14 protein-coding genes are annotated in these 16,456 nt (G+C 62.1%); 10 read left to right on the top strand and 4 right to left on the bottom strand.

The window, feature by feature from the left end; translation table 11 throughout:
* The 4 genes from T281_RS00445 to T281_RS00430 all read right to left on the bottom strand — a co-directional run.
* Positions 1-676, bottom strand: a 676-nt coding sequence (locus T281_RS00445) for an ABC transporter ATP-binding protein (RefSeq protein ID WP_037232465.1), incomplete at its 3' end; no start/stop codon positions are given.
* A 98-nt stretch (positions 677-774) separates the two neighbouring features.
* Positions 775-2,370, bottom strand: a complete 1,596-nt coding sequence (locus tag T281_RS00440; protein ID WP_037232462.1) for an ATP-dependent DNA helicase — start codon at positions 2,368-2,370, stop codon at positions 775-777.
* Positions 2,371-2,622: 252 nt separating this feature from the next.
* Entirely contained in the window at positions 2,623-3,636 is a 1,014-nt protein-coding gene (locus tag T281_RS17250; RefSeq protein ID WP_162173085.1) for a polysaccharide deacetylase family protein, read from the bottom strand.
* Between the two features lie 224 nt (positions 3,637-3,860).
* Positions 3,861-5,108, bottom strand: coding sequence for a hypothetical protein (locus T281_RS00430; protein WP_037232459.1), 1,248 nt, complete (start codon positions 5,106-5,108; stop codon positions 3,861-3,863).
* Between the two features lie 262 nt (positions 5,109-5,370).
* On the opposite strand from T281_RS00430, the gene T281_RS17245 reads away from it, so the two are divergent.
* From T281_RS17245 to anfO, 10 genes are all read left to right on the top strand, one after another.
* Complete coding sequence (locus tag T281_RS17245; protein ID WP_052036861.1) at positions 5,371-6,255, top strand: isocitrate lyase/PEP mutase family protein; 885 nt, start codon at positions 5,371-5,373, stop codon at positions 6,253-6,255.
* A 219-nt stretch (positions 6,256-6,474) separates the two neighbouring features.
* Positions 6,475-7,023, top strand: a complete 549-nt coding sequence (locus T281_RS00415) for a DUF2087 domain-containing protein (RefSeq protein ID WP_037232451.1) — start codon at positions 6,475-6,477, stop codon at positions 7,021-7,023.
* Between the two features lie 135 nt (positions 7,024-7,158).
* Positions 7,159-7,827 (top strand): pyridoxamine 5'-phosphate oxidase family protein, encoded by a 669-nt coding sequence (locus tag T281_RS00410; RefSeq protein WP_037232449.1) that lies wholly within the window; start codon positions 7,159-7,161, stop codon positions 7,825-7,827.
* Between the two features lie 78 nt (positions 7,828-7,905).
* Complete coding sequence (locus T281_RS00405; RefSeq protein WP_037232446.1) at positions 7,906-8,631, top strand: type 1 glutamine amidotransferase; 726 nt, start codon at positions 7,906-7,908, stop codon at positions 8,629-8,631.
* Between the two features lie 221 nt (positions 8,632-8,852).
* Positions 8,853-10,520, top strand: a complete 1,668-nt coding sequence (locus T281_RS00400) for a sigma-54-dependent Fis family transcriptional regulator (protein WP_037232443.1) — start codon at positions 8,853-8,855, stop codon at positions 10,518-10,520.
* A gap of 621 nt (positions 10,521-11,141) precedes the next feature.
* On the top strand, positions 11,142-11,969 hold the full coding sequence (gene nifH / locus T281_RS00395; protein ID WP_037232440.1) for a nitrogenase iron protein: 828 nt from the start codon (positions 11,142-11,144) through the stop codon (positions 11,967-11,969).
* Between the two features lie 220 nt (positions 11,970-12,189).
* Complete coding sequence (gene anfD, locus T281_RS00390) at positions 12,190-13,761, top strand: nitrogenase iron-iron protein, alpha chain (RefSeq protein WP_037232438.1); 1,572 nt, start codon at positions 12,190-12,192, stop codon at positions 13,759-13,761.
* Positions 13,762-13,777: 16 nt separating this feature from the next.
* Positions 13,778-14,128: a Fe-only nitrogenase subunit delta gene (gene anfG / locus T281_RS00385; RefSeq protein WP_037232436.1), complete on the top strand. Its 351-nt coding sequence runs from the start codon at positions 13,778-13,780 to the stop codon at positions 14,126-14,128.
* Between the two features lie 16 nt (positions 14,129-14,144).
* A complete protein-coding gene (gene anfK, locus T281_RS00380; RefSeq protein ID WP_037232434.1) occupies positions 14,145-15,533 on the top strand; it encodes a Fe-only nitrogenase subunit beta in 1,389 nt (462 codons plus the stop codon).
* A 173-nt stretch (positions 15,534-15,706) separates the two neighbouring features.
* Positions 15,707-16,456, top strand: coding sequence for a Fe-only nitrogenase accessory protein AnfO (gene anfO, locus T281_RS00375; RefSeq protein ID WP_052036860.1), 750 nt, complete (start codon positions 15,707-15,709; stop codon positions 16,454-16,456).

Here is a 16,456-nt window from a genome sequence, read left to right as displayed (position 1 = left end):
CGAGCTTGCGGATCAGTTCCACCTTTTCCTCGACGAGCACGATCTCGCCCTTGTTGATGACGCCGATGCGGTCCGCCATCTCCTCGGCTTCCTCGATGTAGTGCGTGGTGAGGATGATGGTCACGCCCGCCTCGCGCAGCTTGCGGATCAGCTCCCACATGCTGCGGCGCAGTTCGACGTCGACGCCCGCAGTCGGTTCGTCGAGGAACAGGATTTGCGGCTCGTGCGCGAGCGCCTTCGCGATCATCACGCGGCGCTTCATGCCGCCCGAGAGCGTCATGATCTTGCTGTAACGGCGATCGTAGAGCGAGAGATCCTTCAGCACCTGATCGATGAACGCGGGGTTCGGCGCCTTGCCGAAAAGACCGCGGCTGAACGAAACCGTTGCCCACACCTGCTCGAACGTGTCGGTCGCGAGTTCCTGCGGCACAAGCCCGATCAGCGAGCGCGCCGCGCGATAATCCGTCACGTTGTCGTGGCCGCCAACCGTGACCGTGCCGCCGCTCGCGTTGACGATGCCGCAGATGATGCTGATCAGCGTCGTCTTGCCAGCGCCGTTCGGCCCGAGCAGCGCGAAAATCTCGCCCGGCGCGATGTCGAGGCTCACGCCCTTGAGCGCGACGAGGCCCGAGGCGTAGGTTTTGCTGACGTTCGAGACGGCGATGATGGGTTGCATGAGGTCTTCGGTGGGGAGGAAAACGCGGGCCGGTGTTCTTCTTCGAGAGCTTAGAAAGCAGAATTCGTTCGCCCTGTCATCTTTCGCGGGCGGCGCCGCTATTTCATGATGAGGCCGAGCTTCACGAGCCGCGCGCGGATGCCGCCTTCCTGACGGCCGACAGCGGCGGCGATGGCCTTGACGCTCTCGCCGCGCTTGTAGCGAGTCGACACGTCGGCCTCTTCCTCCTCGCTCCATTTCTTGTAGGCGTTCGCGATGCGGCCATGATCCGCGTCTGCGGTGGGTGCGGGCTGGGCGGCGGTTGCAGTGTGCGGCGCTGCGGCCGGACCGGCGGGCAGCCCCTTCATGTCACGCAGGTTCGAAACGCGCAGCGCCTCGATCGCCTCCGCCCCTTGCGCGGCGAGCCGGTCGGATTCGCCCTCCGAAGCCTCGCGGAAATCGGCGTCCTTCGCCAGCGCTTCCGGATGCACACGCAACGCGCGCTCGTTCCAGCCGAGGAGATGCAGGCCGCCGAGCGCGCGAACCCGCGACAGCGCAACATAGCCCTGCCCGTATTCAAACGCATTCGACAGATCCATCAGCGCCGCGTCGAGCGACATGCCCTGACTTTTGTGCACGGTGATCGCCCAGGCAAGGCGCAGCGGCACCTGCTCGATGCCCGCCTTCACGGCGTCGTCTTCCTGCACCTTCCATTCGGCGGGCTTCGCCGTGACCGTAAAGCCGCTCTTCGTTTCGACCACCGGCCAGCCGCCGTCGCGGTCGAAGTTGCAGACGACGCCGAGCGTGCCGTTCACGAAGCGGCCTTCGGGGTCGTTCTTGGTGAACATCACCACCGCACCAAGCTTCAGCGCCAGTTCTTCCGGCGAAAGACAGCCGCGCTTCAGCCCCTCGGACAGCACCTTGTCGCCCATCGTGCTCATGAGGAAGACGTTCGGCTCGCCGGGCAGCTTCATGAGTTCGGCGTAGTTGATGCGGTCCACGTCCATGTTGTGGGTGTAGAGCCGCGTGATGCCGTGCGGCAGCGTTTCGCGCGTCGGCTTGCGGCTGCCGAGGATTTCGAGATGCTCACGGCGGCAGGCGTTCGAGCGGATCGCGCCGAGAAGCTCGGAGAACTCGCGGTCGGTCTGGCGATGCTGCTCGGTGAGGTAGCAGATCGCGGGATCGAGGTCCCGCCACGCGCGGCTCGCATAGGCGAAGGGCGATGCGTCCGCCTCGTCCTGGCTTTCCGTCTCGGCGCCCGGATGCTCGTCTCGGCGCACCACCGGCGGAAGCTGGAAGAAATCGCCGACGAACACCGTCTGGATACCGCCGAAAGGCGCGGGCGACTTGCGCACATACTGGCAGACCTGGCTGACGGCGGTGAGCGTCTGCCCGGACAGCATCGACACCTCGTCGATGATGAGCACGCGCGTCTTCTTGATGCGGTCGGTGACGCGGCGGTTGCGCGCGATGAAATCGAGGTCGGAGCGCGACAGCGTCGAGCGCGTGCCGATGCCGCTCCACGCGTGCACCGTCATGCCGCCGAGTTGCGCGGCCGCGATGCCGGTCGAGGCGGTCACGCTGACGGCGATGCCCTCGCGGCGCAGATAGCCGACAAAGCGCGATGCAATGTAGCTCTTCCCGCTGCCCGGCTCGCCGGTGAGGAAGGCGCTCGCCCCCGATTTGAGGATTTGAAGTGCTTCGTCCTGTCTCATGCCTGCTCGCCACCCCTTTGAGGGAGCAAACATAGCGGATCGCGAAAGGCCACAACAAGCTGCGATTGAGCGCTGTCCCCTTCCTTCACGCTCGCACGCGGGCTTTGCGCTATGCCGTCGGGCTCGCGTTGCCGCCAACAGCCATACCGCGCATCGCAGCACGCATGAGGGCAAGTCGCCGTACGCCGCTTAGGAACGCCTCGCTCCCGTGCGGCGACCGATCGAACAGGCGCTGGCGTTCGCCACGCGTCGTTACTGGATTTGGCCCGTCACGAGCCAACTGTTGGCCATATAGGCACCGCCGGTCTGGCCGCTGCCGCCACCACCCGAGCTGGTAGCCACGTAGCCGCTAGCCGTCTGGCCGTTGCCGCCGCCTACGTTGGCCGTCTCGGAGCGCGCGTTGCCGGTAAGCTGCTCGTTCGCGAGCTTCAACTCGACCCACTCGGTCCGCATCACGTCGACGCTGCCCGCCTTGATCTCGGGGCGTCCGACCGTCGCCGCGGACGCCGTCCACCGGCCGGTTACGGTCGCCATCTCAGGAGGTGTGCGGAACGCGTCGGTTTTCGCCACCATCTCGGGATTCGGCTTGTAGTTCGTGTTGGAAACGACGTGCACGAACTTGTAGCCGTCTTTCTTGAGCGCGGTGATGATCCCGTCCAGCGCCTCCGCCGTGGGCTTCTTGATGTCGTGGAAGAGAATGATGCCCTTGCCTGCCCCGCGAACGCGCGCCAGCACGTCCTTCGTTACCTTGGCGGCATTCGCGCCGGGGTCCGTGTCGCCGGAGATCACATCGACCGACCACGTGCTGATGTTGCGGCTGGCGAGATAGGCGACGGTCTCTGGTGAATCGCGAAGGCCGGGGAAACGGAAGAACGGCGCGATGGGCTTGCCAAGCGCATGGCTCACCGCCGCGAAGCCCTTTTCGATCTCGGCTATGGCGTCCTGCGGCGGCATGCGGTCCATGGCGAACGGATGCGAAAATGTGTGCGTGCCGATGGTGTGGCCGCGCCGGTCGTATTCCTTGAGCAGCTTCGGATCGGCGAGCGCCATGCGCCCCACGGAGAAGAACGTGGCCTTCACGCAATGCTTGTCGAGCGTGTCGAGCACGGTGCGCGTGTTCGTACCCAGCGGGCCGTCGTCGAAGGTCAGAACAACTTCTCGATCACGCAGGTTGAGCGTGCGCGAATAGGAGCGGTTCGACTGTGCGTTCAGCGCCGTGCCGTAAAGCGCGCCGTGCGTTGAGTCGGCGGCGATGATGCGCGACATCGCGGAGGTTTTCGGGTCGTACGCGCAGTCATTGTCGCTTGCGAGCGCGCCCGAAAAGACGCCCCCTGCCAAAATCAGACTTAGTACGAACCGCATCTCGAAATACCCATCGTCCCGCTAGACGCCAAAACTATAGATCGGAACCGCATGCTCGACGAAGCGCAAAGGCCGCGATGCAGTCGGATTTTCCCCGCCCTGTTGATTCGGGGAGACAGCTCCCGCCATCACGATGCCGGCGAGAGCTTGCGGGTCAGAGTTTCGAATTCCCGCCTTAAATTTTCATTGCGGAAAATCTGCTCGAAACCGGGAGCGTCAAGCTTCTGCAAAGAATCGAACGACGTTTTTGCTTCGTCCATTAGCGCTTTCAACTGAAAGCTCGCTTCAACAGTTTCGTAGGTATTGTCGGCAACATTCAGATCGAACAGGGTTTTTTCACGGGTCTGCCATAGAAGTCGCCGCTGTGTAGCGAGATAGTCGCGATAGAAGCCCGACACTTTTCGTGAGAGTTCCTGCGCCTTGGCGTTCGCTTCGAGCGTGCGGCGCTGATCGTCGCGCGTGGCCGACTCCATCAGATCCCGCGTCTTCGCACCCGTCCTCGCGATGTCGCCGATGATGCCGTCGAGCCGCGCCATATACACCTTGTCGATTTTTTCGATCAGCAACTCCTGAGCCTGCACGAGAAGCGCGAACAGCGCCGCGTGCATCGCGAAATAGCGCCGCGCGGCCTTCAGGTCGTCATTCGACTGCACCACGAGCGCCGCAAGCTTGCGGTCGGCGATTTTCGCAACCTCATACGCGGTCATCAGCCTGAGAAGGTCGCCGCCGAGCACGCTGTCGAGCAACAGGTCGAGTTGATCCTGACTGAGCGGAATCCCCGCCACATCGAGCGCCTTGCCGATCTCCTGCTTGACGCGGAGGATGTCGGACTCGCGCTCCTTAATGTCGTCCTGAAGCGCGGCGATGGCCCCGTCGATGGAATCCTTCGTTTCGGTGAGGATACCCGGCAAGACACCGCCCTGCGGCGCGTCGAGCCTGCGCTCGCGCAAGGATGCGATGCGGTCGCGGTTCGCAGCGATCTTCTCGCGCTGGCGGGCGATGTCCTCCTGAAACTTCAGAACGGGCGCGTCTGTGACGATCGAGAGCGCGCCGTCGAGCAGCGCGCGAACGGATTTCTCCCGGTCCTGCCGCGTTTCGGTGAAGACCGGCTCGAAAAGGAACTTGTCACGGTTCGGCAGCGTCTTCGCCGCCTCGCGCTCGGCCGCCGCGCGCTTCAGGATGCGGTCGATGGCAGAAAGCAGCGCGTCCGACTGAAGCCCGCGCGTGTCGGGTTCCACCGCTTGCGCGCCAGCGGTCGCAGCATCGGAGCGCTCGTCGGCTGCGCGTGAAACGGCCAGCCCCAGCGGCGCGGCGAGAACGACGAGCGCCATGGCGGCGCGGGCGGCGGCGGTTCGGCGTGACGAGGCTGGCAACATGATACAAGTCCGGTCTGAAGGCAGGTCCGCCGGTAGATATGGCGTCGCTTTCGGAGGTTCCAACATCGCCCGCACCCGAGCCAAAAAGAGCAAGCGATCCAAGGTTGCACGCCGGGCGGAAAGCGCGTGTGGACGGCATGGGACGCGCCATTGCAAGGCCGCATTTTGCTTGCGGGATCGGCGAAGGACATTTAACCCAAAAACACTCTTATCTGGCGTCGCCTCGCATGACGCGGACCAATGGGCAGGGGCAGTGTGTGATATGATTTCAAGCCATGTCGCAGATTCCGATCACGCAGCAGGCATCGACGAAAACGCCCTCAGGGATCAAAAGGAAAAGGTTCGCCGCTTCCGCAAGCGCTTGCAGGCGCGCGAGGCGTTCATCCTGCCCGAGGTCTGGGACGTCATTTCCGCGCGCGTGATCGGCGACGCCGGCTTTGATATCGTCGGCATATCGCCCGTTTCCGTCGCGTGGTCGTGCGGGCTGCTGCCGAGCGACCGCGTGCCGCTCGATACGCTCGTCGAGACTGCGAAGAGCGTCGCCATGAATTTCTCCGTACCCGTCAACGCGGACCTCGAAGGCGTTATCGGCCGGTCCATGGAAGAGATCGGCCGCGCGGTCGGCGCCGTAATCTCGGCCGGGTGCGTGGGCGTGACCATCGGCGACGGCGGACGCGGCGGCCAGCACGGCATGGCCTCGATGCACGACATGACAGCGGCCATCAAGGCTGCGAAGGCGGCCGCGCTCGAAACCCGCGTTCCAGCCGTTGTGACGGCCCGCACCGAGGCGTTCCTGCTCGAACCGCCGCCGTATTCGCCGTTCGAAACCGCCGTCGAGCGCGCAGAAGCTTATTTCGCGGCGGGCGCGGACTGCATCGCCGTGCCCGGCGTGCAGCATATCCAGATTATCGAGCGGCTTTCCGCGCATGTGGACGGCCCGCTCCAGATCACCGTCGGGCTGACACCCGCGCCGGATCTCAAGGCGTTGAACGCGGCAGGCGCGTCGTCTGTCGCGCTCGGCACCGCGCTGATGCGCTCGCTGCTCGGCAATCTGCGCCTCAAGGCCGAGGAAATCTTCGCCTTCGGCCAGTTCAACAACCTCGAAAAGGCCATCCCCGCCGACGCGCTGAACGATCTGCTGCGGTAACGGGCAGCGCACCGCAGCGGAAGCTTCGCGTTCGATCTTGCGCGAATAGAGCGTTGGCATTATCCTTCGCGGCGGTCGGCAGTTCACCGAGGCGTCGCTGTTCCCCTGTGGGAAGCTAAACCTGCCCTCATTATCCTTCGACGGGACACCCTCGGTGCCAGTCGTCAAGAGCGACCCGCGACCCGTTCTCCAAGCGGTTTGGCGCCATGAGGATGAGCCATGTCCAGAACCGTATTTCCCTACGCCGCCACCGATATTTCGGCACTCGCCCGTTCACTCGGCCGCGAGCTTGAAACCACGCCAGAAAAGCCCGGCCACGTGCAATTGCTCAACATGCTCGCGCGGGGAGCAGGATTTCGCAACTTTCAGCATTTCCGGGCGCAACAAGAGGCAGAAGCCAAGCTCGAACGCACGCCTACTGCGCCGGAGCCGGTGGATTTCGTTCGCGTCGAGCGCCTCGCGCGGTATTTCGATGCCGCCGGGCGCTTCATCCGCTGGCCCTCCAAGGCAAGCCACCGCGATCTCTGCCTTTGGGTGATGTGGTCGCGGTGGCCGGCAGGTCTGGTTCTCCACGAGCGCGAGGTCAACGACCTTCTCAACGCAAATCACCTGTTCGGCGATCACGCGCTGCTCAGGCGGGAGATGGTCGACACAGGTCTTGTGACCCGGACGCCGGACTGCCGCGAATATCGGCGCGTCGAGAAAAAGCCCCCGGCGGATGCGGTCGCGCTGATCCGCCACGTTGGGCGCGCCTGCCAAGCGCAGTGATTTGAGGCGCAGGCGTTTGCTCGGGCGGCGTGAGCAAGGCGCACCAAACGCATGCGCCAGAGCACAAGCTGAAGCCTGGCCTCGATCTTGCTAACGGAACTTATATATAGAGTAATACAAGAAAGGTTCCCGATCATGACCGAGGCCGAAGCCCCGAACAGCACTCCCCCGAGCGCGCGCACGACCGTCAACCGCTATCGCTGGCTCGCGAAATACGACAAGGACACGATCCACGCCATCCTCGACGCGCAGCCGCTCTGCCACGTGGCGTTTATCCACGACGGCAAGCCTATCGTGACGCCGACGATGCAATGGCGCGAGGGCGACCGCATCTACTGGCACGGCGCAGCGGCGGGGCGCGCGATGAAGGCTTCGACGAGCGCGGAGGTCTGTCTTTGCGTCTCGATTCTCGACGGATTTGTCATGGCGCGCGCCGCTTTTAACTTCAATGTCAATCATCGCTCCGTGATGGTGTTGGGCAAGGCCGAGCAAGTTACCGACCGCGCGGAGAAGGAGCGGCAGTTGAAGCGCATGGTCGATGGCTATGTCGCGGGCCAATGGGATCGTCTGCGCCCCGTCACCGAGGCCGAGATGAACGCAACCACGATCCTGTCGCTTTCGCTCGACGAGGCGTCCGCGAAGGTGCGCACCGGTCATCCCGAAGACAATGACGCCGACTATGATTTTCCGGCATGGGCGGGTACGATCCCGATCCGCTTCGATGTCGGCGAACCGATCCCCGACCCGCGCAATCTGCCGGGCGTGGAAATGCCGGCCGGTGTGAAGGACTTCAAGATCGGCTAGATTGCTACTATCTTTCTGACATGTTTTTCATCGCGCGAGGCGGGCTCCGTTTCGCGCGAAAACGCTTCGGGGGTTCACATGCGCATTCTCGTTTTCCAGCATCTCGCGGTTGAACATCCCGGCGTCTTCCTCGATTTCTGGCTCGACGCGGGCCATGAGGTGCTGGCGGTCGAACTCGACGAAGGGGACGAGATCCCCGACCTCGAAGAGTTCGACCTGCTCGTTGCCATGGGCGGCCCGATGGATGTGTGGCAGGAAGACGAATTACCCTGGCTCGCGGACGAAAAGCGCGCGATCCGCCGTTGGGTGGTCGAGCTTGGCCGCCCGTATCTCGGCATCTGTCTTGGGCATCAGCTTCTGGCCGCGGCGCTTGGCGGCGAGGTCGGCCCGATGGACGCGCCTGAGGTGGGCTTCACGCATGTCGACCTGACCAAAGCGGGCGTTGCCGATCCGATCTTTCGGGGCTTCCCGCCTCGCGCGGAAATCTTTCAGTGGCACGGCTCGGAAGTGAAGCGTCTTCCCGAGGGCGGCGTCGTGCTCGCGTCCAACGCAGCATGCACCACGCAGGCGATCCGCGTCGGCCGCCACGCCTACGGTTTCCAGTACCATGTCGAGATCACGCCCGACACGGTGCCCGAATGGCGCGACATCCCGGAATACGCCGCGAGCCTCGAAAAAGCACTCGGCAAGGATGGCGCGGCGGCGCTGGAAGGCGAGACGGAGGCGCGGCTGCCAGCCTTCAACGAAGCCGCGCGTCGGCTTGACGACAATCTGATGGCGCTGATCTCCCCCACGAACGCGTAACCCGTCGTTTTTTCGACAGGCGCTGAAAATTGGATTTGGAGCGAATAAAGCTATTCCCTTATATATATAGCTTGGCGTATAGTTTGCATGCCTGCGTCACCGAGCAGTCCGCGTCTTCAACACGCGGCGACACGTGGCTCAGCTCGACGGAATCGGCCGGCCCCCGGGAATGCCGCCTTGGCGGGTCGGCCGTGATCGCAGGAGCTTTGAAGGCAGGATAAATGGACGACACTCTAGTACTCGACCTCGACATGGGTTCGCCCGTCGATGACTTCACGCATTGCTTCACCGGCGAGTGCCGCGCGAACGTCTTGCCGATCCTTTACAGGCTGAACCGCGCGATTTCTTCCGCGCAGGATCTGACCGAGCCGCTGCGCATCATCCTCGACGTCATGCGCGAGACGCTGCGCATGCATCGCGGCGCGATCACGCTTTACGACCGCCAGTCCGAGACGATCTTCATCCACGACAGCTTTGGCCTCACCGATGAGCAGAAGCAGCGCGGCATCTATTCGCTTGGCGAAGGCGTCACCGGCAAGGTGGTGGAAAGCGGCAAGCTCATCGTCGTGCCGCGCCTGCACGACAGCACCGATTTCCTCGACCGCACGAAGGCGCACGAGGACCGCAAACACCCGAAGGCGACATTTTTCTGCGTGCCGATCCTGCTCGGACAGCGCGTTCTCGGAGCCATCGGCGCGGAACGCGTCTATCTCAACCCGCATCTTTTCAAGCAGGATGCGGAATTTCTCGCGGCCATCGCGCTCATGATCGCGCCGGCCGTTGAGCTATATCTCATCGCGAACAACGACAAGGTGCGGCTCGAAAACGAGAATCGCCGCCTCAAGAACGCGCTGAAGGAGCGCTACAAGCCGAAGAACATCATCGGCAATTCCAAACCGATGGTGGAGGAGGTCTACAACCTCATCGGCAAGGTCGCCTCGACGCGCGCGACAATCTTGATCCTCGGCGAAAGCGGTGTCGGCAAGGAGTTGGTGGCAAACGCGATCCACTATAACAGCGCAAGCGCCGACGGCCCGTTCGTGAAATTCAACTGCGCCGCGATCCCCGAAGCGCTCGCCGAGAGCGAGTTGTTCGGCCACGAGAAGGGCTCGTTCACCGGCGCGCTTCAGACGCACAAAGGCAGCTTCGAGCAGGCGGACGGCGGCACAATCTTCCTCGACGAGGTCGGCGAGTTGAGTCTCACCGTGCAGGCGAAACTCTTGCGCGTGCTTCAGGATCGCACCGTCGAGCGCGTCGGCAGCGGCAAATCCATCAAGGTCGATCTGCGCATCATCGCCGCAACGAACCGCAATCTACCCGACATGGTGGAAAACGGCCTGTTCCGCGAAGACCTGTTCTATCGGCTCAACGTGGTGCCGATCACCGTGCCGCCGCTGCGCGAGCGCGGCTCGGACGTGATCCTGCTCGCCGATTATTTCGTCGCGAAGTCCTGCGAGGCCAACGGGCGCAGCGTGAAGCGTATCTCAACGCCCGCGCTGAATATGCTGATGGCGTATCATTGGCCCGGAAATGTGCGCGAACTGGAAAATGTCATTGAGCGCGCGGTCATCCTCTCCGACGACGAGGTGATACACGCCTACAATTTGCCGCCCTCGCTGCAAACGCCAAAGGAAAGCGGCACGGGCTTCGGCGTGGGCCTTGAAGAAAAGGTGCGCGCGGTCGAATACGAGATGATCGTCGAGGCGCTGAAAAGCTCCAACGGTAACATTGGCACGGCCGCGCAGGAGCTTGGGCTCACGCGCCGGATGCTTGGCGTACGGATGGAGAAATACGGCATCAATTACAAGAACTTCCGATCGGGCGCGTACAAGCCGCAGAGTGGAAGCGGGAGCGAGCGCTCCGACAAGGTGAACGCGGGCATACGTTAAGCGTTATCGCTTTGATGGAATCAAAACCGCCCTCTCATTGTTGAGAGTGAAAAATGGCGGCCGTTCTATAGCACCGCCCTTCGGCGCATGCCCATCCAGCGCGCCACGTTCCGGTGCATCGCAAAGCCGACAAAACGTCGCTGACGCAAAGCTCAGGCGAGCGCACACCCCACCATCGAAATTCCCGATCGCCCCATGGTGGCAGCGAAAGGCGCATAGGCCGCTTGCGGATTTTGTCGCCCGGACGAAGCCCATCGCATGCTCGGCTTTTTTAAGCACCCTCGGACGTTCGTGAAACCGTGCCCCAAACTTGACCGATAGGGGAATTTACAATTTTGGTCGAAAGCCGGGCGAGATTTACCGTTAGGGCTTTGCGGAGCCCGAAGGAAGCCGAAAGGCGATGCCTCAAGAAGTTTCACAAATGTAAAAAGGGACTCTATTTTTTCATTTCTGTTATTATTGTTAGTATAAACAGCACTTCAGGCGAAGTTTGAACTATTTTTGATGTCATTCTTATTTTTTCGCCCGCATCGCCAGAATTGGCACGCGGGTTGCTCTTATAGGGGTGTGAAGGCGGCAAGATGGCCGCCAACGCAAGATCACTCTCAGGAGCACCCCTTTATGACTCGCAAGGTTGCCATTTATGGCAAGGGCGGCATCGGTAAATCTACCACGACGCAGAACACCGCGGCCGCGCTCGCCTTTTTCCATGACAAGCACATCTTCATCCACGGCTGCGACCCCAAGGCAGACTCGACGCGTCTCATCCTTGGCGGCCAGATGCAGGAAACCGTGATGGATACGCTGCGCATTCACGGCGCGGAGAAGGTCACGCTCGATAAGGTCGTGAAGACCGGGTTCAAGGAAATCCGCTGCGTGGAATCGGGCGGTCCGGAGCCGGGAGTTGGTTGCGCAGGCCGCGGCGTCATCACCGCCATCGACCTGATGGAAGAAAACGATGCCTACACCGAAGACCTCGACTTCGTGTTCTTCGACGTGCTCGGCGACGTGGTGTGCGGCGGCTTCGCGATGCCTATCCGCGATGGCAAGGCGCAGGAAGTCTACATCGTCGCCTCCGGCGAGATGATGGCGATCTATGCGGCGAACAACATCGCGAAGGGCCTCGTGAAGTACGCCAAGCAATCCGGCGTACGCCTCGGCGGCATCATCTGCAACAGCCGCATGGTCGACGGTGAAAAGGAGTTCCTGAACGAGTTCACCGCCGCCATCGGCACGAAGATGATCCATTTCGTTCCGCGCGACAACATCGTGCAGAAGGCCGAATTCAACAAGAAGACGGTGACGGAATTCGATCCCGAGGCCAATCAGGCGCAGGAATACAAGCAGCTTGGCAAGGAAATCCTTGAGAACAAGGACTTCGTCATTCCGAAGCCGCTCAACATGGATGAGCTGGAAGCAATGGTCGTGAAATACGGCCTGCTCGACTGAAGTCCTGGAGCCGGATCCGATCAGATTGCAGTGCAACATGATCGAAACGGGCTCTTGCGGTCGAGCCGCGAAAGAGAACGAACCGACATCGCGAGAATACGGGCAATCCGGACACGTCCGGAGGGCACGGGCGGCTCATGCCGCCTCGCGGGTCGGGCACCCCCTCTCAAGCGGCTCGGCCACACCCAATGCGACCCAAGACACCGGACGGAACCGAACCATGCCGTATCATGAATTTGAAGCCAGCAAGTGCATCCCCGAAAGGAAGCAGCATGCGGTCATCAAGGGCCCGGGCGAAGACCTGAGCCATGCGCTGCCGAAGGGATATCTCAACACCATTCCGGGTTCGATTTCCGAACGCGGCTGCGCCTATTGCGGCGCAAAGCACGTGATCGGCACGCCGATGAAGGACGTGATCCATATCAGTCACGGCCCCGTCGGCTGCACCTACGACACGTGGCAGACGAAGCGCTACATCTCCGACAACAACAACTTCCAGCTGAAATATACCTTCGCGACCGATGTGAAGGAAAAGCACATCGTGTTCGGCGCGGAGCCGCTTCTGAAGAAGAACATCCACGAAGCTTTCGACGCGTTCCCCGAAATAAAGCGCATGACGATCTATCAAACTTGCGCAACCGCGCTGATCGGCGACGACATCGACGCCATCGCGCAGGAAGTGATGGAAGAGCGGCCCGACGTGGACATCTTCGTCTGCAACTCGCCGGGCTTCGCCGGTCCGTCCCAGTCGGGCGGTCACCACAAGATCAACATCGCGTGGATCAATCAGAAGGTCGGCACCGTCGAGCCGGAGATCACGAGCGACTACGTTATCAACTACGTCGGCGAGTATAACATCCAGGGCGACCAGGAAGTGATGCTCGACTTCTTCAATCGCATGGGCATCCAGGTGCTGTCGACCTTCACCGGCAACGGCAGCTATGACGGCCTGCGCGCGATGCACCGCGCTCATCTGAACGTGCTCGAATGCGCCCGCTCCGCCGAATATATCTGCGACGAGCTTCGCGCCCGCTACGGCATCCCGCGCCTCGACATCGACGGTTTCGGCTTCGAGCCGCTCTCCGGCTCGCTGCGCAAGATCGGCCTGTTCTTCGGCATCGAAGACCGCGCGGAAGCGATCATCGCGGAAGAAACCGCGAAGTGGAAGCCGCAGCTCGACTGGTACAAGGAGCGCCTCAAGGGCAAGCGCGTCTGCTTGTGGCCGGGCGGCTCGAAGCTCTGGCACTGGGCGCACGTCATCGAAGAGGAAATGGGCCTCAAGGTTGTCTCGGTCTACACGAAGTTCGGCCATCAGGGCGACATGGAGAAGGGCATCTCGCGCTGCTCCGAGGGCGCGCTCGCCATCGACGACCCGAATGAGCTTGAAGGTCTCGAAGCTATCGAGATGCTGAAGCCGGACGTCATCTTCACCGGCAAGCGTCCGGGCGAAGTCGCGAAGAAGGCGGGCGTTCCGTACCTCAACGCGCACGGCTATCACAACGGCCCCTACAAGGGTTACGAGGGCTGGGTGCGTTTCGCGCGCGACATCTACAACGCGATCTACTCGCCGATGCACCAGTTGTCGAACCTCGACATCTCGAAGGACGAGATCCCGACCGACAATGGCTTCCTCACCCGCAAGATGCTCTCCGACGCGACCCTGCCGCCGGAAGTGGTCAACGATCCGATCCTCAAGCAATACGACGGCAAGCTGGACCCAATCCCGGACCTTCGCGCGAAGACTTACCCGGTCTTCCCAAAGAAAGAACCCGCTCCGGTTGCGGCCGAGTAAAAGAGAGACAAGGACAATGGAAGATCTGACAAAAGATCGGGTTGAGCAGCTTCTCAACTACATCATGAAGAAGTGTCTCTGGCAGTTCAACTCACGCGCTTGGGACCGCCGCAAGCAGAACGCGGGCATTCTGGGGCAGACGGCGCAGCTTCTGTGCGGCGAGACACCCGTGCACGAGACGGCGAACGACAAATGCTACTGGGTGGATGCCGTGCTCCTCGCCCGCGAGTATCGCGCGCGCTTCCCCTGGATCAACGAACTGTCGCACGACGAGATCAAGGCGCTGATCAAGGCTCTCCATGAGCGCCTCGACTTCCTCACCATCGACGGCTCGCTCAACGAAGAACTGACCGTTCAGCACTACTAGAAAAGGACCACAGATAATGACTTGCCATGTAGTGCCGAAGGAAAGGGCCGGCGTCGTCAACCCGATCTTCACCTGCCAGCCGGCGGGCGCGCAGTTCGCGTCCATCGGCGTGAAGGATTGCATCGGGATCGTGCACGGCGGCCAGGGCTGCGTGATGTTCGTGCGGCTCCTTATCTCGCAGCATCTGAAGGAAAGCTTCGAAATCGCCTCGTCGTCGCTCCATGAAGACGGCGCAGTGTTCGGCGCGCTGAACCGCGTCGAGGAAGCCGTGGACGTGCTGCTCTCACGCTATCCGCATGTGAAGGTGGTGCCGATCATCACCACCTGCTCGACCGAAGTTATCGGCGACGACGTGGACGGCGTCATCACGAAACTCGAAGAGGGGCTTCTGGCCGAGAAGTTCGCAGGCCGCGAAGTTCATCTGCTTGCGATGCATCAGCCGAGCTTCGTCGGCTCCATGATCTCCGGCTACGACCTCGCCGTGCGCGACTTCGTGAAGAAGTTCGCGGAGAAAGGCGAGCCGTCCGAGAAGATCACCCTCATCACGGGCTGGGTGAATCCCGGCGACGTGAAGGAGCTGAAGCATCTCCTCAAGGAGATGGAGATCGAGGCGAACGTTCTCTTCGAGATCGAAAGCTTCGACTCGCCGCTCCTGCCGTCGAAGGACAACGTCAATCACGGCAATACAACGGTCGAAGACCTGCGCAACACGGCGAATGCCAAGGCTACCTTCGTGTTGAACCGCTATGAAGGCGGCAAGGCTGCCGACTTCCTGAAGAAGAAGCACAAGGTGCCGTCCGTGATTGGACCGACGCCGATCGGCATCCGCAACACCGACACGTTCCTGAAGCAATTGTCAGACGTGACGGGCAAGCCGATCCCGAAGAAGCTCGTCCACGAACGCGGCGTGGCGCTCGACGCCATCGCCGACATCAGCCACATGTTCCTCGCGGAAAAGAAGGTCGCGATCTACGGCGCGCCGGACCTCGTGATCGGCCTCGCCGAGTTCTGCCTCGACCTCGAAATGCGCCCGAAGCTTCTGCTGCTCGGCGACGACAACTCGAAGTATGTCGAAGATCCGCGCATCAAGGCGCTTCAGGAGAACGTCGATCACGAGATGGAAATCGTGACCAACGCCGACTTCTGGGAGCTTGAGGACCGCATCAAGAACAAGGGGCTCGAACTCGACCTCATCCTCGGTCACTCGAAGGGCCGCTTCATATCCATCGACTACGGCATCCCGATGGTGCGCGTCGGCTTCCCGACCTACGACCGCGCGGGCCTCTATCGCTATCCCGTCGTCGGCTACAACGGCGCGGCGTGGCTTGCCGAGCAGATGGCCAACACGCTGTTCCAGGACATGGAAAACAAGAAGAACAAGGAGTGGGTGCTGAACGTCTGGTAGCGCCAGCCCCGCCTCCTCTCACGCGCCGGCTTCTTCCTCCTTCGGAGCGGCGCGAACGCCACCGGACCCTCCGCTTCCTCGGGAGGGTCCGGGCGGCATTCTCGAATTCATGACGACCGACTGAAGCCCGAAGCGCTCGTGCAAGTGCCACGAGACCGGGAACGAGGCCAGAGATGAAGATCGCAGCTTATGTCAACGACGACGGCGAACTGACCAGCCTTTACAAAAAGGGCCGGTTCCGGCTCTACGAGGGCGAAGCGAAGAGTTGGCGCACCATCGGCGACATCCCCTTCGAGATGAGCGCGGACGCCTCGCTGCCCGATGTGCGCGAAACCATTGAGACGGCTGTCACATCGTTCGGCGAATGCAAGGTCATCCTCTCAAGCGAAGCGCGGGGCTTCTTCTATTCCTATTTCGCCGAGCTTGGCGTCGCGAGCTGGAAGTCGGGCGAGGCGCTGCTCGATGCGCTGCCGACCGTCGAGGAGGGCGAGCGCGCAAAGGCCGAAGCCGCTGCCAACTGCGCGAGCGCGCACGAGGGGTGCAATACTGGCGGATGCGGTTCCAAAGGGAAGAAGCTCGTGCAGTTGCAGCCCGTCACTGCCGCCGAGCCGCTCATCCCGGCCGAAGACCTCGGCGACGGGCATTTCCGCTTCGACCTCGCCGCAGAACTGTCGAAGAACCCGCTTCTCAACTCGCGTCAGGCTCTGATCCCGATTCTGTCGCAGACGCCGTTCGAAACGCTCGAAATCATCTGCGATCACGTCCCGCGCTGGTTCATGCAGCGCGTGGCAGAACTCGACCTTGACGCCGCCATCGTCACGCTTGAGCCGCCCGCCCATGGCGTGAAGGCCACCGTCACAAGGCGGCCCGACTGCGATACGTCGCGCCGCCGCGCGCCTGCCAGCCTGTCCGGCTGCGCCTAA

It is taken from the genome of Rhodomicrobium udaipurense JA643 (genome assembly GCF_000636015.1).
GTDB classification, from domain to species: Bacteria; Pseudomonadota; Alphaproteobacteria; order Rhizobiales; family Rhodomicrobiaceae; genus Rhodomicrobium; species Rhodomicrobium udaipurense.
The sequence above is the reverse complement of the archived record's forward strand: the minus strand, read 5'-3'. Positions and strand labels throughout refer to the sequence as shown.